The sequence below is a fragment of the Streptomyces sp. NPDC032721 genome (genome assembly GCF_055579625.1).
On the sequence record NZ_JBVIMX010000031.1, the window covers coordinates 41051 to 58915 of the forward strand.

At 73.1% G+C, this 17865-nt stretch carries 15 protein-coding genes; 7 read left to right on the plus strand and 8 right to left on the minus strand.

The window, feature by feature from the left end; genetic code table 11:
* Positions 1-100 precede the first annotated feature (100 nt).
* Both ACZ5PB_RS39995 and ACZ5PB_RS40000 read left to right on the plus strand, forming a co-directional pair.
* Positions 101-1081: a diacylglycerol kinase gene (locus tag ACZ5PB_RS39995; RefSeq protein ID WP_468698291.1), complete on the plus strand. Its 981-nt coding sequence runs from the start codon at positions 101-103 to the stop codon at positions 1079-1081.
* A gap of 83 nt (positions 1082-1164) precedes the next feature.
* Positions 1165-3987, plus strand: a complete 2823-nt coding sequence (locus tag ACZ5PB_RS40000; RefSeq protein ID WP_468698293.1) for a DEAD/DEAH box helicase — start codon at positions 1165-1167, stop codon at positions 3985-3987.
* Between the two features lie 53 nt (positions 3988-4040).
* On the opposite strand, the gene ACZ5PB_RS40005 is transcribed toward ACZ5PB_RS40000, so the two are convergent.
* The 3 genes from ACZ5PB_RS40005 to ACZ5PB_RS40015 form a co-directional block, all read right to left on the minus strand.
* Positions 4041-5063 (minus strand): pseudouridine synthase, encoded by a 1023-nt coding sequence (locus ACZ5PB_RS40005; protein ID WP_468698295.1) that lies wholly within the window; start codon positions 5061-5063, stop codon positions 4041-4043.
* Between the two features lie 227 nt (positions 5064-5290).
* Entirely contained in the window at positions 5291-5932 is a 642-nt protein-coding gene (locus tag ACZ5PB_RS40010) for a fasciclin domain-containing protein (protein WP_468698297.1), read from the minus strand.
* A gap of 50 nt (positions 5933-5982) precedes the next feature.
* Positions 5983-7638, minus strand: coding sequence for a molybdopterin-dependent oxidoreductase (locus ACZ5PB_RS40015; RefSeq protein WP_468698298.1), 1656 nt, complete (start codon positions 7636-7638; stop codon positions 5983-5985).
* A gap of 122 nt (positions 7639-7760) precedes the next feature.
* Between ACZ5PB_RS40015 and ACZ5PB_RS40020 the strand changes: the two genes are divergently transcribed.
* The 4 genes from ACZ5PB_RS40020 to ACZ5PB_RS40035 are packed head-to-tail and all read left to right on the plus strand — an operon-like array spanning position 7761 to position 11894.
* The gene (locus tag ACZ5PB_RS40020) at positions 7761-9062 is read left to right on the plus strand and encodes an NAD(P)/FAD-dependent oxidoreductase (RefSeq protein ID WP_468698299.1); all 1302 of its coding nucleotides are present in this window, start codon (positions 7761-7763) and stop codon (positions 9060-9062) included.
* Positions 9059-9823 carry a DUF1365 domain-containing protein gene (locus ACZ5PB_RS40025; protein ID WP_468698301.1) on the plus strand — a complete coding sequence of 255 codons (765 nt, stop codon included), beginning with the start codon at positions 9059-9061 and terminating at the stop codon, positions 9821-9823. Before ACZ5PB_RS40020 ends, ACZ5PB_RS40025 begins: the two co-directional genes overlap by 4 nt.
* Positions 9820-11073, plus strand: a complete 1254-nt coding sequence (locus ACZ5PB_RS40030; RefSeq protein ID WP_468698302.1) for a class I SAM-dependent methyltransferase — start codon at positions 9820-9822, stop codon at positions 11071-11073. Before ACZ5PB_RS40025 ends, ACZ5PB_RS40030 begins: the two co-directional genes overlap by 4 nt.
* On the plus strand, positions 11070-11894 hold the full coding sequence (locus ACZ5PB_RS40035; RefSeq protein WP_468698304.1) for a DUF1295 domain-containing protein: 825 nt from the start codon (positions 11070-11072) through the stop codon (positions 11892-11894). Before ACZ5PB_RS40030 ends, ACZ5PB_RS40035 begins: the two co-directional genes overlap by 4 nt.
* Before the next feature lie 22 nt (positions 11895-11916).
* Here ACZ5PB_RS40035 and ACZ5PB_RS40040 read toward each other — a convergent pair whose 3' ends face one another.
* Positions 11917-13086 (minus strand): sensor histidine kinase, encoded by a 1170-nt coding sequence (locus ACZ5PB_RS40040; protein WP_468698306.1) that lies wholly within the window; start codon positions 13084-13086, stop codon positions 11917-11919.
* Positions 13083-13760, minus strand: coding sequence for a response regulator transcription factor (locus ACZ5PB_RS40045; RefSeq protein WP_468698308.1), 678 nt, complete (start codon positions 13758-13760; stop codon positions 13083-13085). Before ACZ5PB_RS40045 ends, ACZ5PB_RS40040 begins: the two co-directional genes overlap by 4 nt.
* A gap of 138 nt (positions 13761-13898) precedes the next feature.
* Here ACZ5PB_RS40045 and ACZ5PB_RS40050 point away from each other — a divergent pair, with 138 nt between their 5' ends.
* Positions 13899-15038, plus strand: a complete 1140-nt coding sequence (locus tag ACZ5PB_RS40050; protein WP_468698310.1) for an endonuclease/exonuclease/phosphatase family protein — start codon at positions 13899-13901, stop codon at positions 15036-15038.
* A 5-nt stretch (positions 15039-15043) separates the two neighbouring features.
* On the opposite strand, the gene ACZ5PB_RS40055 is transcribed toward ACZ5PB_RS40050, so the two are convergent.
* The 3 genes from ACZ5PB_RS40055 to ACZ5PB_RS40065 are packed head-to-tail and all read right to left on the minus strand — an operon-like array spanning position 15044 to position 17789.
* Positions 15044-16453: a cryptochrome/photolyase family protein gene (locus ACZ5PB_RS40055; protein ID WP_468698312.1), complete on the minus strand. Its 1410-nt coding sequence runs from the start codon at positions 16451-16453 to the stop codon at positions 15044-15046.
* Entirely contained in the window at positions 16450-17208 is a 759-nt protein-coding gene (locus ACZ5PB_RS40060) for an anti-sigma factor (protein ID WP_468698313.1), read from the minus strand. Before ACZ5PB_RS40060 ends, ACZ5PB_RS40055 begins: the two co-directional genes overlap by 4 nt.
* Positions 17205-17789, minus strand: a complete 585-nt coding sequence (locus ACZ5PB_RS40065; RefSeq protein ID WP_468698315.1) for a sigma-70 family RNA polymerase sigma factor — start codon at positions 17787-17789, stop codon at positions 17205-17207. Before ACZ5PB_RS40065 ends, ACZ5PB_RS40060 begins: the two co-directional genes overlap by 4 nt.
* Positions 17790-17865 lie beyond the last annotated feature (76 nt).

The window sequence follows — 17865 nt, forward strand, 5'->3', positions numbered from 1 at the left end:
CGCCGCGAGCGGCGCCCGCCCGCTGGGGGTTACGGCGGGTTACGCGGCGGCCACCGATCTTGTAGGGTCCCCCCGGATTCACTCTGGGGGGACCTTTCGCATGTCCGATGCCACAGCTTCCACGCCGTCCACGGCTGTCACGGCCGACAGGATCACGCTGTTCGTCAATCCCACCGCCGGGCGCGGCCGGGGAGCGCATGCCGCGCAGCCTGCCGCGCGGGCGTTCCGGGACGCCGGATTCTCGGTGCGTACGGTGCTGGGGGACGGCCCCGACGACGCCCTGCGGCGGGTCGGGGAGGCGGTGGCCGAAGGGACCGGGGCGGTGGTGGCCGTCGGCGGGGACGGCATGGTGAACCTGGCGCTCCAGGCCGTCGCCGGGACCGCGACCCCGCTCGGGATCGTCGGGGTGGGCACCGGCAACGACTTCGCGCGGACGCTGGGGCTGCCCGTACGGGACCCGGCGGCGGCCGGGCGGATCGCGGCCCGGGCGCTGCGCGACGGACGGCTGCGGAGGATCGACCTGGGGCGGATCACCGGCGGACAGGCCGGGGCGGAGGTCCCGGAAGGCGGCGGGCGCTGGTACGGAGGGGTGCTCGCGTCCGGGTTCGACTCGCGGGTCAACGACCGGGGCAACCGGATGCGGTGGCCCGGCGGGCGGACCAAGTACGACCTGGCGATCGTCGCCGAACTGGCCGCGTTCCGGCCGGTGACGTACCGCATGCGACTGGACGACGGGCCGGTGGAGGAGTTCCGGGCGATGCTCGTGGCCGTGGGCAACGGGACGTCGTACGGCGGCGGGATGCGGATCTGTGCGGAGGCGCGCACCGACGACGGGCTGCTGGACGTGACGGTGGTGCGCGAGTGCTCGCGGCGGACGCTGGTGAGGGTGTTCCCGCAGGTCTACAAGGGGACCCACCTGCGGCATCCGAAGGTGCGGGTGCACCGGGCCCGGCGGGTGTGGCTGGCGGCGGCGGGCATGAACGGCTACGCGGACGGGGAGCCGGTGGGCGCGCTGCCGGTGGGAGTGGAGTGTGTGGCGGGGGCGGTGAGCGTGCTGGGCGGCTGGGTGCGGGCAGGGTGAGGAGGGGCCCGCGGCCCGGCCGGGTCCAAGGGTGGATAAAGATCGGGCTGAGTGTCAGGGGTGGCGGGTAGGCTCGAAGCAAGATGACAGAGGACCTCTCACCAGCCGAGCGATACGCCGCCTCCCGGATCTACGCTGCCGAGGAAGCCACCGCGCTCCACCCTTTCAGGGCCATGTACGACTTCGACCTGGACCCGTTCCAGATCGAGGCGTGTCAGGCGCTGGAGTCGGGCAAGGGCGTGCTGGTCGCGGCACCCACCGGCTCGGGCAAGACGATCGTCGGCGAATTCGCCGTGCACCTCGCCCTCACCCAGGGCGGCAAGTGCTTCTACACCACGCCCATCAAGGCGCTGTCCAACCAGAAGTACCAGGACCTCGCGAAGCGTTACGGCGCGGACAAGGTCGGGCTGCTGACGGGCGACAACAGCGTCAACCCGGACGCCCCCGTGGTCGTGATGACCACCGAGGTGCTGCGCAACATGCTCTACGCGGGCTCGCAGTCGCTGCTCGGACTCGCGTACGTGGTCATGGACGAGGTGCACTACCTCTCCGACCGCTTCCGGGGCGCCGTCTGGGAAGAGGTGATCATCCACCTTCCCGAGTCGGTGACCCTGGTGTCCCTCTCGGCGACCGTCTCCAACGCGGAGGAGTTCGGCGACTGGCTCGACACCGTACGCGGTGACACCGAGGTCATCGTCTCCGAGCACCGCCCCGTGCCGCTGTGGCAGCACGTGCTGGCCGGCCGGAAGATGTACGACCTCTTCGAGGAGTCCGACGACGGCCGGGGCGGCCGCCGCGAGGTCAACCCGGACCTGCTGCGGATGGCCCGGATGGAGAACCAGAAGACGTACAACCCGCGCGAGCGGCGGCGCGGCAAGATGGTCCGCGAGGCAGACCGGGAGCGCGAGCGCAGATCGCGGACCCGGATCTGGACGCCCAGCCGGGCCGAGGTGATCGAACGCCTCGACTCCGAAGGGCTGCTGCCCGCGATCACCTTCATCTTCAGCAGGGCCGGCTGCGAGGCCGCCGTACAGCAGTGCCTGTACGCCGGGCTGCGGCTCAACGACGAGGACGCCCGCCAGCAGGTGCGCGAGCTGGTGGAGGAGCGGACCGCCTCCATCCCCGGCGAGGACCTGCACGTCCTCGGGTACTACGAGTGGCTCGAAGGGCTGGAGCGGGGCATCGCCGCGCACCACGCCGGGATGCTGCCGACCTTCAAGGAGGTCGTCGAGGAGCTGTTCGTACGGGGCCTGGTCAAGGCGGTCTTCGCGACCGAGACCCTCGCGCTGGGCATCAACATGCCCGCGCGGTCGGTGGTCCTGGAGAAGCTGGTCAAGTGGAACGGCGAACAGCACGCCGACATCACCCCGGGCGAGTACACCCAGCTCACCGGGCGGGCCGGGCGGCGCGGCATCGACGTCGAGGGGCATGCGGCGGTGCTCTGGCAGCGCGGCATGGACCCGAGCGCGCTGGCCGGGCTCGCCGGTACCCGGACGTACCCGCTCCGCTCCAGCTTCAAGCCGTCGTACAACATGGCGGTCAACCTGGTCCAGCAGTTCGGGCGGCACCGCTCCAGGGAGCTCCTGGAGACCTCGTTCGCACAGTTCCAGGCGGACAAGTCGGTCGTCGGGATCTCCAAGCAGGTCCAGAAGAACGAGGAGGGGCTTGAGGGCTACCAGCAGGGCATGACCTGCCACCTCGGGAACTTCGAGGAGTACGCGGCGATGCGCCGTGACCTCAAGGACCGCGAGACCGAACTCGCCAAACAGGGCGCGAACCAGCGGCGGGTGGCCGCCGCCGACTCGCTGGAGAAGCTCAAGGTCGGCGATGTCATCCACGTACCGACGGGGAAGTTCGCGGGGCTCGCACTGGTACTCGACCCGGGGGTTCCGGCGGGGCGCAGCAACGGCCACCGGGGCGGCTTCGAGCACCACGACGGGCCGCGCCCGCTGGTGCTGACCGCCGAGCGGCAGGTCAAGCGGCTGGCGCAGATCGACTTCCCGGTGCCGGTGGAGGCGCTGGACCGGATGCGCATCCCGAAGTCGTTCAACCCGCGCTCGCCGCAGTCCCGGCGCGACCTGGCGTCCCAACTGCGCTCCAAGGCCGGGCACATCGTGCCCGACCGGCAGCGCAAGGGGCGGTCCGCGGCGGCCGACGACCGCGAGATCGCCCGGCTGCGCACGGCCCTGCGGGCACACCCCTGCCACGGGTGCGACGAGCGCGAGGACCACGCGCGGTGGGCCGAGCGCTACTACCGGCTCAAGCGCGACACCCGGCAGCTGGAGAACCGCATCGAGGGGCGGACGAACACCATCGCCCGCACCTTCGACCGGATCTACGCCCTGCTCACCGAGCTGGACTACCTGCGCGGCGACGAGGCCACCGAGCACGGCAAGCGGCTCGCCAGGCTCTACGGCGAGCTGGACCTGCTGGCCTCCGAGTGCCTGCGCGACGGGGTGTGGGAGGGCCTGAGCCCGGCCGAACTCGCCGCGTGCGTCTCGGCGTTGGTGTACGAGGCGCGGCAGGCGGACGATGCCGTGGCGCCCAAGGTGCCCGGGGGCGCCGCGAAGGCGGCGCTCGGCGAGATGGTCCGGATCTGGGGGCGGCTGGACGCCCTGGAGGAGGACCACAAGATCAACCAGGCGGAGGGGGTCGGCCAGCGCGAGCCGGACCTCGGGTTCGCCTGGGCGGTCTACATGTGGGCCTCGGGCAAGGGCCTCGACGAGGTGCTCCGGGAGGCGGAGATGCCGGCCGGGGACTTCGTGCGCTGGTGCAAGCAGGTCATCGACGTGCTGGGACAGGTCGCCGCGGCGGCTCCCCGGGACGGGAGCACGGTGGGGAAGAACGCGCGCAAGGCGGTGGATGCGGTGCTGCGGGGGGTGGTGGCCTACAGCTCGGTGGGGTGAGCTGGGGGTGGTGTGAGGGCCCCGGTCGGGATGTTTTCCGGCCGGGGCCTTCGTCATGCGGTGGTGTGGGCGGCCCAGCCCTGGGGGTCGGTCCAGGCGCGCAGGGTGCGGCGGCTCTCGAAGCGGTGGTGCGTGCCGGTGAGTGGATCGGTGAACTCCAGTGTGCGGGCCAGGAGTTGGAGCGGGCGGGTGAAGTCGTCCGGGGCCGGGGGCGGGTCCGCGAGCTCGGGGAAGTAGGGGTCGCCGAGGATCGGCAGCCGCAGGGCGTTCATGTGTACGCGGAGCTGGTGGGTGCGGCCGGTGTGGGGGAGGAGGCGGAAGCGGCCGAGTCCGGGGCCGGGGTGGTGGTCGGGGCCGGGTCCGGGGCCGGGTTGGTGGTCGAGGAGTTCGATGTGGCTCTCGCTGTTGGGCTCGCCGGGGATTTCGCGGGCGGCGACGATGCCGGGGATCTTCTCGATGCGGCTGCGGACCGTGCGGGGAAAGGCGGGGGCGGTGGCGGGGTCGTACGCGGCCAGGGCCTCGTACTCCTTGGTCACCTCGCGGTCCCGGAAGAGGTTCTGGTACGCGCCGCGGAGCGTGGGGTCGACCACGAAGAGCACCAGGCCGGCGGTCAGGCGGTCCAGCCGGTGCGCCGGGCTGAGCGCGGGCAGGTCCAGCTCGTGGCGGAGCCGGGCGAGGGCGGTCTGGGTGACGTGGCTGCCTCGGGGGGTGGTGGCCAGGAAGTGGGGTTTGTCGGCGACGAGGATGCGGGCGTCGCGGTGCAGTACGGAGATGGGGAACGGGACCGGGGGCTCCGGGGGGAGTTCGCGGTGGAACCAGAGGGTGAGGCCGGGGGTGCAGGGGGTGTCCGGGGGGAGGGGGGTGCCGTCGGCGGCGACGAAGGCGCCGTTGGCGAGCATGCGGTCGATGGTGGTGGGGCCGGCGGCGGCGAGGCGGGTGTGGAGGTAGGTGCGGAGGGGTGGGGGTGGAGTGGTGGTGGGGGTGTCGGGGGTGGGGACGGTCAGGCGGATTGGGTCGATGCCCAGGTGTTGGGGGAGGGGGGATTGGGGGGTGCGGGGGCGGGGTCTTCGGGGCATGGTGGGTCAAGGGTACGGAGGGTGGGGGGTGGGGTGGGGCGGTGGTGTTTGGCGGGGGCGGGGGCGGGGGCGGGGGCGGAGGTGGGGCGGGGGTGAGGGGTGCGACTCCGTCGGGGGCCGCCCCCTTGCCCGCCCGTTCCGCCCCCGGGGGGCGGCCCCGCCGCCCAAGGGGGCTAGGGGGTGGGGGCGGCCCCGCTGGCCGAGGGGGCGGTGGTCTGCCCCGTCGCTCAGGTTTGGGGCATGAGGACGGTGTCGACGATGTAGACCGTGGCGTTGGCGGTGGGGACGTTTCCGCAGACGACCGTTGAGGTGTCGTTGATCTTGTAGGACTCGGCGGAGCCCGCCGTGGTGAGGTTGGTCTTCTGGAGGGTCGGGTAAGTGCCGTTCTCCAGCTGCTTCGGGGTGAGCTTCTGGCCCACCACGTGGTACGTGAGGATGTCCGTGAGCTTCGCCTTGTCGGCCAGGACCGCGTCCAGGTCGGCCTTGGGCAGCTTGGCGAAGGCGTCGTTGGTCGGGGCGAACACCGTGATGTTCTGCGCGTTGTTGAGGGTGTCGACCAGGCCGGCCTTCTTCACCGCGGTGACCAGCGTGGACAGGGCCGGGTTGTTCGACGCGGCGGTGGCCACCGGGTCCTTGGCCATGCCGTCGAAGCTGCCCTTGCCCTCCTTCGGAACTCCGGCACAGCCCGGGCCGAACGGGCCGCTCGCCGGGGTCATCGCGGACGGCGAGGCGGCCGTGCTCGCCTTCTGGCTCGGCGCCGCTTCCTTGTCCTTGCCGCCGTCCGAACAGCCGGTCAGCGCCAGCGGGAGCAGTGCCGCGGCGGAGACGGCGAGGGCGGCACGGCGGGCGAGGGTACGGGTGGTGCTCATGACGTTCTCCTTGGTGGATGTGGGTGGTGCGGACGAGGTGGGTCGGCAGGTCATTGCACGGTGACCACCACCGAGTGGAGGCCGGTCGCGCCGTCGGGAACGGTGCCGACCCGGCGTTCGGTCTGGGTGTCGCCCTCGCGGTCCGTCGCGCGGACTTCGAGGCGGTGGTTTCCGGGGGTGGCCCGCCACGGCCACGTCCACTGGCGCCAGGTGTCGGGGCCGGTCTCGGCGGCGAGCGTCGCGTCCTGCCAGGGGCCGCCGTCCACCCGGAGCTCCACCCGGGCGATGCCCCGGTGCTGCGCCCAGGCCACCCCGGCGACCTGCACCGTGCCCGCCCGGGGCGAGGCGAACGGGCGCGGGGTGTCGATCCGCGACTGCGTCTTGACGGGCGCCTCGCGGGCCCAGTCGCGGCGCACCCAGTACGCGTCGAAGTCGTCGAACGTGGTCAGTTCGAGGTCCCGGAGCCACTTGCACGCCGATACGTAGCCGTACAGGCCGGGCACCAGCATCCGGACCGGGAAGCCGTGGTCGAAGGGGAGCGGTTCGCCGTTCATGCCGAGGGCGAGGAGGGCGTCCCGGCCGTCCATGACGGTCTCGACGGGTGAGCCGAGGGTCATGCCGTCCGTGGACGTCGCGACCAGCTGGTCGGCGGGGCCGCCGAGCGAGGGCGGCCGTACGCCGGCCTCTCGCAGCAGGTCGGCCAGCCGGACCCCGATCCAGCGGGCGTTACCGACGTACGGGCCGCCCACCTGGTTGGACACGCAGGTCAGGGTGATGTCGCGCTCGACCAGCGGGCGCGCGAGGAGGTCGTCGTACGAGAAGGTCAGGGGCCTGCGCACACCGCGCCCGTGCAGGGTCAGCCGCCAGCGGGTGGCGTCGATCCGGGGGACGACCAGGGCGGTGTCGACCCGGTAGAAGTCCCGGTTGGGCGTGGTCAGGGGGCCGAGGCCGGGCACCCGCAGTTCGGCGCCGCGCGGCACCGGCCGGGCCGGGTCGGCGGGCGCGGGCAGGGTGATCGAGGCCCGGGCAGCCGAGGCGTCGGCCTGCCGGCCCGAGTTCAGCCGGCGGCCCGCGAACCCGGCACCTGCCGAGGCGGCGACGGCGGCGGAGGCCGACAGGACGAAGGCGCGCCGGTCGAAGCCGGGGGCGCCGGCGGGGCTTTCCGGGTGGGCGGCCGTCGGCCCCGCAGCGGCCTGCGGCCGCCCACCCGGTGCGGGCGCGGCATCCCTCGTCCCCGCCGCGCCCAGCTTCGAGGTGAGCAGGAGGAGCACCGCGCCGCCCGCCAGGCCTCCCGCCAGGGAGGGCAGCACGTCCAGCGGGCGGCCGTCGGGGCGGCTCAGGGCCGCCCACGCGCCGAGTGCGCCGAAGGCGAGCACCAGCAGGGCGCCCGTGCGGCGGTGGCGGGCCGCCAGCGCTCCGGTCGCCATGGCGAACAGTGCCAGCAGCGCCAGGATGCCGAGCTGGAGCACCAGCTTGTCGGCGGTGCCGAAGGTGCGGACGGCGAAGTCCTTCACGGCGGCGGGCGTACGGTCCACGACCGCGCCGCCCACCGCCGTGACCGGCCCCGCCTCGGGACGTACGGCCGCAGCCGCCAGCTCCGCCGCGCACAGCGCCGTGAAACCGGCGATGAGGCCGCTGAGCGCCGCCGCGGCACGCAGTGCGGCGGTGGTGCGTCGACTTCCCGTTTTCTCGCTCACGCCCTGCATTCGGCGCGGCGGGTGGTCGCGGATTGGTCCGATCGGCCGGTTCCGTCATTCGGGTTCCCGACCAATCCACCGGGCGGACGGCTCCGAACCATCTACGGGAGCCACGTACACCTGGAGGGTCTGTGTCAAGTACAGCTATAGGTACAAGTACAGGGGAGCGGTCGGCGGTCGCCGTCATCGGCGGCGGGGTGGCCGGGCTGACCGCCGCCCATGTGCTCGCCCGCGCGCACCACGTGACGCTGTACGACGCCGAGCCCCGGCTCGGCGGACATGCGCACACCCATGACGTGCCGTCCGCCGACGGGCGGGTGCACCGCGTCGATTCCGGCTTCATCGTGCACAACCGGCGCACCTACCCGCAGTTGCTGCGGCTCTTCCGCGAACTCGGGGTGGCCACCCAGGAGTCCGAGATGAGCATGTCCGTACGGTGCGAGGGCTGCGGCCTCGAATACGCGGGCGCGCGCGGCCCCGGCGGCCTGTTCGCCCAGCCGCGCAACGCCGCCAGGCCCGCCTACCTGCGGATGCTCGCCGAGGTTCCGGTGTTCCACCGCAGGGCCCGGCAGCTGCTCGCGTCAGCGGCGTCAGAGGCGCAAGAGGTGCTGACGCTGGGGGAGTTCGTGCGGCGCGGGCGGTTCTCCGCGTACTTCGTCGCGCACTTCCTGACCCCGCTCGTCTCCGCCGTCTGGTCCTGCGACCCCGCCACCGCACTCCGTCACCCGGCCCGCCACCTGTTCCGCTTCCTCGCCCACCACGGGCTGCTCGGCATCGGCGGCTCACCCGTCTGGCGGACCGTGACCGGAGGGTCGCGGGAGTACGTCGACCGCGTCGCCAAACAGCTCACCGCGGTCCGCACCGCCACCCCCGTGCGTGCGCTGCGGCGGCACCCGGACGGGGTCGAGGTGACCACCGAGGACGGCACCACCGAGCAGTACGCCCGGGCGGTCGTCGCCGTCCACCCGGGGCAGGCGCTGCGGCTGCTCGTCGACGCCACGGAGGCCGAGCGGCGGGTGCTCGGCGCGTTCCGCTACTCCCGCAACCCCACGCTGCTGCACACCGACACCCGCGTCCTGCCCCGCAGCCCACGCGCCCGGGCCGCCTGGAACTACCTGATGCCCCGGTGCGACGCGGGCGCCGAACGGGTCCAGGTCAGCTACGACATGAACCGGCTCCAGCGGCTCGACGCCCCCGAGACGTACCTCGTCACCCTCAACGGGGCCGAACTCGTCGATGAACGCCGGGTGGTGGAGCGGATGGTGTACGAACACCCCCTTTACACCACGGAGTCGGTGGCCGCCCAGGCCCTGCTGCCCTCGCTCAACACGCCGACGACCGCCTTCGCGGGGGCGTACCACGGCTGGGGCTTCCACGAGGACGGCTGCCGCTCGGGGGCCGAGGCGGCCGCCGCACTGGGGGTGATCTGGTGACCACCGCACCCGTCCCCGTCACGGCCCGAGAGGCCGCCGCGCTCTACCTCTGCACCGTCGTCCACGCCCGCACCTCACCCCGCCGCCACTCCCTCAGGCACCGCACCTACATGTGGTACGTCGACCTGGACCGGCTCCCCCGACTGCCGCGCCCCCTGCGGCCGTTCGCCCGGTTCGACGCCCGTGACCACTTCGGCGGCGGCGCCCCCGGCATCCGCGCCGGGCTGGAGCGGTTCCTCGCCGCACGCGGCATCGACCTCGGCGGCGGCCGGGTGACCATGCTCGCGCACGCCCGCGTCCTCGGGTACGTCTTCAATCCACTGACCCTGTACTGGTGCCACGGCCCCGACGGGGTACTGCGCTGCGTCGTCGCCGAGGTCCACAACACCTACGGCGAACGCCATTGCTACCTGTTGCGCGCCGACCGGCGGACCGGTCAACTGGCAGACGTGGCAAAGGAGTTCTACGTATCACCGTTCTTCCCCGTCGACGGCCACTACCGCATGAGGCTGCCCGAACCGGGTGAGCGGCTCAGCCTCGGTATCCGCCTCGACCGTGCGGGTACGAGCCCCTTCACCGCGACCGTGCGCGGCGAACGCAGGCCGGCCACCACGGCCGCCCTGCTCCGTACCGGGGTGCGCCACCCCTTGTCCACCCTCGCGGTCTCCGCCGCGATCCGGCTGCACGGCGTCCTGCTGTACCTGCGCGGGCTGCCCGTGCACAGCCGCCCCTGTCACCAACCCCAGGAGGGTGTCGAATGAGCGTGTCCCTGCCCCCGGCCACCGTCGTGGTGGACCCGGCCCGGTGGCCCGACGTGGCCCGGCTGCCGAAGGCGTCCTCGGCGCGTACCGCCGTCGCCCGGCTGATCGTGCGGCAGGCGCTCGCCCGGCTGCCGCTGAGCGTGAAGTTCCGGGACGGTTCCACGCTGGGGCGCGGCGGGCCCGTGATGCGGGTGTACGCGCCGGGCGCCTTCCACCGGCGGCTGGGTGCGGGCGGTCTGATCGGCTTCGGCGAGTCGTACATGGCGGGGGAGTGGACGGCGGAGGACCTCGTCGGCGTACTGACCGTGCTCGCCGACCACGCGGCGACCCTGGTCCCTGGACCGCTCCAGCGGCTGCGCGGCATCTGGGCGCCGAAGCAGCCCGCCGCCGCGCGCAACACCCCCGAGGGGTCCCGCGACAACATCAGCCACCACTACGACCTCTCCAACGATCTCTTCGCCCTGTTCCTCGACCAGACGCTCAGCTACTCCTCCGCCGTCTTCCGGGCCTTCCCCGCCAGCGCGGATGCGCTGCCCGCCGCCCAGCACCGCAAGATCGACCGGCTGCTCGACCTCGCCGGAGTCGGCGACGGCAGCGAGATGCTCGAAATCGGCACGGGCTGGGGCGAGTTGGCGATCCGGGCGGCCCGGCGCGGGGCCCGGGTGACCAGCGTGACCCTGTCCACCGAACAGCGGGAGCTCGCACTGCGCAGGATCGCGGAGGCCGGGGTCGCCGACCGGGTGAGCGTGCTGCTGCACGACTACCGCAAGGTGGAGGGGAGTTACGACGCGGTGGTCAGCGTGGAGATGATCGAGGCCGTCGGCGAGGAGTTCTGGCCCGAGTACTTCGCCACCCTGGAGCGGCTGCTCACCCCCGGCGGCCGGGTCGCGTTGCAGGCCATCACGATGCCGCACGACCGGCTGCTGGCGAGCAAGGACACGTACACCTGGATCCAGAAGTACGTGTTCCCCGGCGGGCTCATCCCCTCGGTGGACGCCCTGGAACAGACCACCGCCGGGCACACCGGGCTGCGGGTGGCCCGCTCGGAGGGCTTCGGCGCGCACTACGCGGAGACGCTGCGGCTGTGGCGGGAACGCTTCGAGGCGCGTGCCGCCGCGGTGGAGGCGCTCGGTTTCGACGCGGTGTTCCGCCGGATGTGGTCGTTCTACCTGGCCTACTCGGAAGCCGGATTCCGCTCCGGCTACCTCGACGTGCGCCAGCTGCTGCTGACGGAGGCCGGTGCCAGGTGAACGGATTCCCGTGGTCCGACTGGTCCCTCGGCCTCCTCTGGGCGGCGGCCGCGGCGCTCGCCGTCATGCTGGTCACCTTCGGCATCGCCGTCAGGCTGGGGTTCCACCGGGTGGTGGACGTGGCGTGGGGCGCCGCCTTCGCGGCCGTGGCCGTCGTCTCGTACATCACGTCGGCAGGGGCCGGTGCCGGGTTCGGGGACGACGGGCGGCGGCTGCTGGTGACCGTGCTGACCTGCGTCTGGGGGCTGCGGCTCGCCGTGCACATCGGGCTGCGCGGGCGCGGGCACGGGGAGGATCCCCGGTACGAGGCGATGCTCGCCAAAGCACCCGGCGGCCGCCGGAACGCGTACGCCTTCCGGATGGTCTACCTGCTCCAGGGGGCACTGGTGTGGCTGGTATCGCTGCCGGTGCAGACGGCGATGTACGTGCCCGTGGAGCTGGGGTGGGTCGCCTGGGCGGGATGTGCGCTGTGGGGCGTGGGGCTGTTCTTCGAGGGGGTGGGGGACAGGCAGATGGCCCGGTTCAAGGCGGACCCGGCCAACCGGGGCAAGATCATGGACCGGGGCCTGTGGAGCCTCACCCGCCACCCGAACTACTTCGGTGACTTCTGCGTCTGGTGGGGCCTCTTCCTCGCCGCCGCCGGGAGCTGGACGGCGGCCGGGCTCGGCGTGATCGGCCCGCTGATGATGAGCTACCTGCTGATCTTCGGCAGCGGGAAGCGGCTGCTGGAGCGGAGCATGGCGGACCGGCCGGGATTCACGGAGTACGCGGCGCGCACCAACGGGTTCTTCCCGTGGGCGCCGAGGAAGCGCGCCGGGTAGCCGGGGGCCGTGGCTCAGTGGCTCAAGCCCTGGACCCCGTACCCGATCCACCCGACCCGGGCAGTGAGACCCGCACCGTCAGGCCGCCGCCCGGGGCTGGCTCCAGGGTCAGTTTGCCTTCGTGTGCGTCGACGATGCCCGAGACGATGGCCAGGCCCAGGCCGTGGCTTCGGCGGGCGCCTCCCGCAGTGCCCGCCAGCCGGCCACGGCCGCGCAGGAAGGGTTCGGCGTACGTGGCGACCGCCTCGGGCCGCAGTTCCTCGCCGGTGCTGGTCACGGTCAGCACGCTCGTCCCCGAAGCACCGCCGCCCGTGGTCAGGGTGACGGTGCCGCCGGTGGGGAGGTTGTGGCGCAGCCCGTTCTGGAGCAGGTTCAGGGCGAGCTGGCGCAGCAGTACGGGGTTGCCGGTCACGGGTGCCGGGCCGGTTTCGGCGCTCACGGTGATGCCCGCTTCGGCGGCCTCCTCGCCGACGACGGACAGCGCCTCGGTGGCGGCGTCGGCCAGGTCGGTCTCGGACAGCGGGAGTTCGCTGTGGTCGAGGTCGGAGAGCTGGAGCAGCGCGTCGATGATCTCGATGCCGCGCTGGTTGGTCTCCTGGAGCCGGGAGACCAACCGGGTGTAGTCCTGTCCGGCCGGGTCGGCGGCGGCGACATCCAGCATGGTGCGGGTGACCGCGAGCGGGGTGCGCAGCTCGTGCGAGGCGTTGGCGGCGAAGCGGCGCTGGGCCTCGAAGGAGTCCTGGAGGCGGCCCAGCATGTGGTCGAAGGTGTCGGAGAGGTCGGTGAACTCGTCACGCCTGCCGGTGAGCCCGATGCGGTGCTCCAGCGAACCCGAGGCGGCCCGGTCCGCCGCCCTGGTGATCTCGTGCAGCGGGCGCAGCACCCGGCCCGCGATGAACCAGCCGCCGACCAGACCGATCACGGTGACAGCGAGGAGTGCGAGGCCGGAGACCCGTACCACCAGGTCCATGACCTCGGAGCGGCTCGGCGCGTAGTCGCCGGCACGTGGATTGGACGCGGTCAGCGGATAGTCGGGGAACTTGTACATCGCGACGTAGATGACCCCGAGCCCGCACGCGGCCGCCACGACCGCGAACAGGGCGTAGCTCAGCGTCAGCCGCAGCCTGGCGGTGGGCCGGCGCGGCCGCCAGGCGAGGAGGGGGCCGTCGGGGAGTGCGGTGGCGGTGCTCATGAGGTGGGTCCCGATCCGTCGCCGAGGCGGTAGCCGACACCGGGCACCGTGAGGATGACCGAAGGCTCGCCGAGTTGTCTGCGCAGGGTGGAGATGGTGATGCGGACCGCGTTGGTGAACGGGTCGGCGTTCTCGTCCCAGGCCTTCTCCAGGAGCTGTTCCGCGCTGACCACGCCGCCCCGGGCGGCCATCAGCACCTCCAGTACGGCGAACTGCTTGCGGGTGAGCGCCAGATAGCGGCCGCGCCGGTAGACCTCCCGGCGGAACGGGTCGAGCCGCAGGTCCCCGTGGACCAGGACCGGCGGGCTGCCCTCCTTGGGGCGGCGGGCCAGCGACCGCAGCCGTACGACGAGCTCCTTGAGGTCGAAGGGCTTGGTCAGGTAGTCGTCGGCGCCGATCTCGAAGCCGGTCACCTTCTCGTCGAGCCGGCTCGCCGCGGTCAGCATCAGCACCCGGCAGCCGAGCCCGCGCTCCACGATGGTGCGGCAGACGTCGTCACCGTGCGTGCCGGGGATGTCGCGGTCCAGGACCACCACGTCGTACGCGTGGACGTCCAGCATCTCCAGGGCGGTGTCGCCGTCCCCGGCCAGGTCGGCGGCGATGGCCTCCAGCCGCAGCCCGGCCTGCACCGCCTCCGCGAGGTACAGCTCGTCCTCGACAATCAGCACCCGCATCGGTGATCTTCTCCTCGTGTGTTTTCCCACCTCAAGGGAACTACGGCGGACATATCGCGAACGTATCCGGAATCCGAGACACCGGGACAACACGGCGCCCGCTGGACTGGGGGCATTCCACAGCGGAGGAGCCCTCGAATGACGCAGCTGCGTGATGATCACTGTCCGGACGTCTTCATCGGTGGCGGGTTCTCCGATCCGATGAGGGACGACGACCTGCCGCAGGACCCGCTGGACCCGCAGGACCCGCAGGAGCACCCCTCCAGCCCGGCGGACCCGGCGGACCCGGCGGACCCGGTGGACCCGGCCGACCCGGTGAATCCGGTGGGCCCGCCGTCCCGCCGCGCGTCCCGCCGTCTCTCCTGGCGGCGCGGCCGGGTCGGGGCCGTGGTCGTCGGGGCCGTCGGGATGCTGCCGCTGGTGCACGGTCTGGTGCCCAACTCGTTCGGGAACCTGGGGAGTCTGCTCGACACCCTGCTGCCCTGGTGCGGGCTGGTCGTTCCGCTGGGGCTGCTGGCCGCGCTGCGCAAGCGGTCCGCGAGCGGTGCGGTCGCGGCCGGGCTCGCCGCCGTGGTGTGGCTCGCGGTGTTCTGGCCGGTGACGGTCGGCACGGCGTCCGCCGCGACGCCCCGGCTGACCGTGGTCACCCACAACGTCGGCGCGGCCAACCCCGACCCGGCCGCCACCGCACGCGGCCTCCTCGACGCCCGGCCCGACCTGGTGGCCCTGGAGGAGCTCACCGACGAGGGTCTCACGGCGGTGGAGCGGGTGCTGTCGCCGGTCCTCACGCACCATGTGCGGATCGGGACGGTCGGGCTGTGGAGCCGCTACCCGTTCAACGACACCCGGCGGGTGGTCCTCGATCCGGGGTGGAGCAGGTCGCTGCGGGCCGAGGTGCGTGCGCCCGGCGGTCCGATCGCCGTGTACGTGGTCCATCTGCCGTCGGTACGGGTGGGACTCTTCGGTTTCGGCACCGGGGCGCGCGACCGCAACATCCAGGAGCTCGACCGCGTACTGGCCCAGGAGCGGCAGGACCGGGTGCTGCTGCTCGGCGACCTCAACGGCTCCACCGCCGACCGCGCCCTGGCCCCGCTCACCCAGCGGCTGCGGCCGGTGCAGGACGCGGTGGGCGGCGGGTTCGGGTTCAGCTGGCCGGCCGGGTTCCCGCTGGCCAGGCTCGACCACATCCTCGACCGGGGGCTCACCCCGACCGAGACCTGGACGCTGCCGTCCACCGGGAGCGACCATCTCCCGGTGGCGGCACGGTTCAAGTCCTGAGTGTTCTAGGCGTGTTGGCCGCGTGCCCGCTCGAATCGGGTGCGGGCCTGGGTGAGGTCCACGATCGGGTCCGGGTAGTCGAAGCGGGCCCGGTCCAGTCCTTCGAGGCGCCACGGCTGGTGGACGGCGGAGCCCGCGAGGTCCGCCAGTTCCGGCACCCAGCGCCGTACGTAGTCGCCGTGCGGGTCGAACCGTTTGGCCTGGGCGAGCGGGTTGAGGATCCGGTTGGGGCGGGTGTCGGTGCCGGTGCCCGCCGCCCACTGCCAGTTGAGCTGGTTGTTCGCCACGTCCCCGTCGACGAGGAGGGAGAGGAAGTGGCGGGCGCCGACGCGCCAGTCCACGTACAGGGTCTTGGTGAGGAAGCTGGCGACCAGGAGACGGCCCCGGTTGTGCATCCAGCCCTCGTGGGCGAGCTGCCGCATGGCCGCGTCGACCACCGGGAATCCGGTGAGCCCGTCCTTCCAGGCCGCCACCTCGGCCGGGTCGGACCGCCAACTGTCGTGCCGGTCGCGATAGTTGGACCAGGAGGCGGCGGGCCGGGCCGCCAGTACCTGGTGGTGGAAGTCCCGCCACGCCAGCTGTCGTACGAACGCCTCCGCGCCCGCACCGCCCTTCGCCCGCGCCCGGTGCACCGCCTCCGTCGGCGACAGGCAGCCGAAGTGGAAGTGCGGGGACAGCCTGGAGGTGGCGTCGCCCGGCAGGTCGTCGTGACGGTCCTCGTACGCCTGGATGCCCGAAGTGCCGTCCGCCAGCCAGGACTTGAACCGCTTCCTGGCCTCCCGCTCGCCACCGGCCGCCAGCCCCGGCGAGGTGCCCTCGACCTTGTCCCGCGACGGCAGCGGATCACCGGCGATCCACTCCGGCACCCGCACCACCCTTGGCGCTTGCAGCACCGCACGCGTCCCGGCTGCCGCCCAGCGGCGGTGGTAGGGGGTGAACACCGCGAAGTGGTCGCTGCCCGATCCCGACGGGGTCTCCGCGCCCGGCGGCAGCACCGTGACCACCGCGTCGTGCACCGCCAGCTCGCAGCCGTGCGCGGCCAGGGCGGAGCGCAGCCGCCGCTCGCGGCCCAGCGCGTACCCGCTGACCCCGCCCGCCACGTGCACCGTACGGGCGCCGGTGTCGGCCACCACCCTGGCCGTCTCCCGGACGACCTCGCCGGTACGGACGACCAGCCGGCCGCCCCGCTCGCGCAGCTCCGCGTCCAGCGAGGCCAGGCAGTCGGCGAGGAACGCGCGTCTGTTCGGCGCCGCGAAACCCGCCTCCCGTACGCCGTCGTCGAGCACGAACAGCGGCACCACCTCCGGCGCGTCGCGCAGCGCCGCACGCAGCACGGGCTGGTCGTGGACGCGCAGGTCGGACGTGAAGAGGACGACGGCGACGCGGGGCCGGCCCTCGGTCGGGGAAGGGCTCATGCGGGGAACTCCATCAGTGCGACGGGGGAGGAGGTCGGCGCGGGGGAGCCCCCGGCCGGTTCGACGGTGATGCCCATGCCGGACGCGGTGCCGACCGGTCCTTCCATCAGCACCGAGTCCGCGCGGGCGGCCGGGTTCAGCAGACCGGCCGCGCGCATGGTGCCGCCGTCGTTGAACCACAGCTGGTAGACCTTGCCCGACGGCGGCCGGGGCAGTCCGGACGCCACGAACGCCGCCCGGTCGCGGCTGCGCGAGAGGACCACCGTCGCCGTCGCCCCGTCGGCGACCTTGCCGGTGGTGGCCTTCGCGTCCGGCGCCGCGAGCACGGCGGCCAGCGCCTCGGCGCGCAGCTGCGCGGCCTGCGCCTGCTGCTCCGCCCGCTGCTCCGCGTCCCCGGCCACCTGGTGCTGCCAGACCGCGATACCGCCGAGACCGGCCGCCGCGACCAGGCACGCCGCCAGGGTGAAGCGGGTCGCGGCCCGGCCGAAGCGGCCCCGCACCCGGCCCTGACGTACCGTCGACGGCGGATCCTGGCGCTCGGTGACGATCCGCCGCAGCACCTCCGCCTTCATCCGGTCCGGCGGCGTCTCGGTCATCGCCCGGCCCAGCCGGGCCGCGGTGGCGCTCAGTTCGCGCACCTCCTGGGTGCAGGACGGGCAGTCCCCGAGGTGCCGCTCGAAGGCGGCCCGCTCGTCGTCGGTCAGCGCGTGCAGGACGTACGCCCCGGTCAGCGTGTGCAGTTCGGCGTCGCTCATGTGCCCACCCCCAGGCAGTCGCGCAGCCGGATCAGCCCGTCGCGCATCCGGGTCTTGACCGTCCCCAGCGGTACGGAGAGGAGTTCCGCGACCTCGCGGTAGGCGAGGCCCCGGTAGTAGGCGAGGGTCACCGACTGGCGTTGCAGCTCGGTCAGGGTGCGCAGACAGCGGCGCACCTGCTCGCGTTCGAGCCGCGCCTCGACCTGCTCGGTGACCTCGTCGTACGCGGGCGTACGGTCCAGCAGCGCGGCCCGCTGCTCCCGGTCGGCCGCCGCCTGCGCGGAACGCACCCGGTCCACCGCCCGCCGGTGCGCCAGGGTCAGCACCCAGGTCATTCCGCTGCCCCTGGCGGGCTGGAAGCGGGCGGCCGTGCGCCACACCTCCACCAGCACCTCCTGGGCGACCTCCTCGGACTGCGCCGGATCGCGCAGCACACTGCGGACCAGGCCCAGGACCGGGCCGCTGACCAGGTCGTACACCCGGCCGAAGGCCTCCTGGTCACCCCGGGCGACCCGGCTGATGAGCTCCTGGAGGTCCGGTCCCGGGGGGACGGCCCCACTGAGCTGGACGGCTTCTTTCACGCGGGTCTTTCCTTCGGCTCAACCATGCTGCGGACACTGACTCCCACAGGGCATTCGGAGCCGGTGCACACCCGGA

What these genes read in the sequence shown, in the direction of transcription:
- ACZ5PB_RS39995 (WP_468698291.1), top strand. Translation starts at nt 101, where the DNA reads ATGTCCGATGCCACAGCTTCCACGCCGTCCACGGCTGTCACGGCCGAC.
- ACZ5PB_RS40000 (WP_468698293.1), top strand. Translation starts at nt 1,165, where the DNA reads ATGACAGAGGACCTCTCACCAGCCGAGCGATACGCCGCCTCCCGGATC.
- ACZ5PB_RS40005 (WP_468698295.1), bottom strand. Translation starts at nt 5,063, where the DNA reads ATGCCCCGAAGACCCCGCCCCCGCACCCCCCAATCCCCCCTCCCCCAA.
- ACZ5PB_RS40010 (WP_468698297.1), bottom strand. Translation starts at nt 5,932, where the DNA reads ATGAGCACCACCCGTACCCTCGCCCGCCGTGCCGCCCTCGCCGTCTCC.
- ACZ5PB_RS40015 (WP_468698298.1), bottom strand. Translation starts at nt 7,638, where the DNA reads ATGCAGGGCGTGAGCGAGAAAACGGGAAGTCGACGCACCACCGCCGCA.
- ACZ5PB_RS40030 (WP_468698302.1), top strand. Translation starts at nt 9,820, where the DNA reads ATGAGCGTGTCCCTGCCCCCGGCCACCGTCGTGGTGGACCCGGCCCGG.
- ACZ5PB_RS40040 (WP_468698306.1), bottom strand. Translation starts at nt 13,086, where the DNA reads ATGAGCACCGCCACCGCACTCCCCGACGGCCCCCTCCTCGCCTGGCGG.
- ACZ5PB_RS40045 (WP_468698308.1), bottom strand. Translation starts at nt 13,760, where the DNA reads ATGCGGGTGCTGATTGTCGAGGACGAGCTGTACCTCGCGGAGGCGGTG.
- ACZ5PB_RS40050 (WP_468698310.1), top strand. Translation starts at nt 13,899, where the DNA reads ATGACGCAGCTGCGTGATGATCACTGTCCGGACGTCTTCATCGGTGGC.
- ACZ5PB_RS40055 (WP_468698312.1), bottom strand. Translation starts at nt 16,453, where the DNA reads ATGAGCCCTTCCCCGACCGAGGGCCGGCCCCGCGTCGCCGTCGTCCTC.
- ACZ5PB_RS40060 (WP_468698313.1), bottom strand. Translation starts at nt 17,208, where the DNA reads ATGAGCGACGCCGAACTGCACACGCTGACCGGGGCGTACGTCCTGCAC.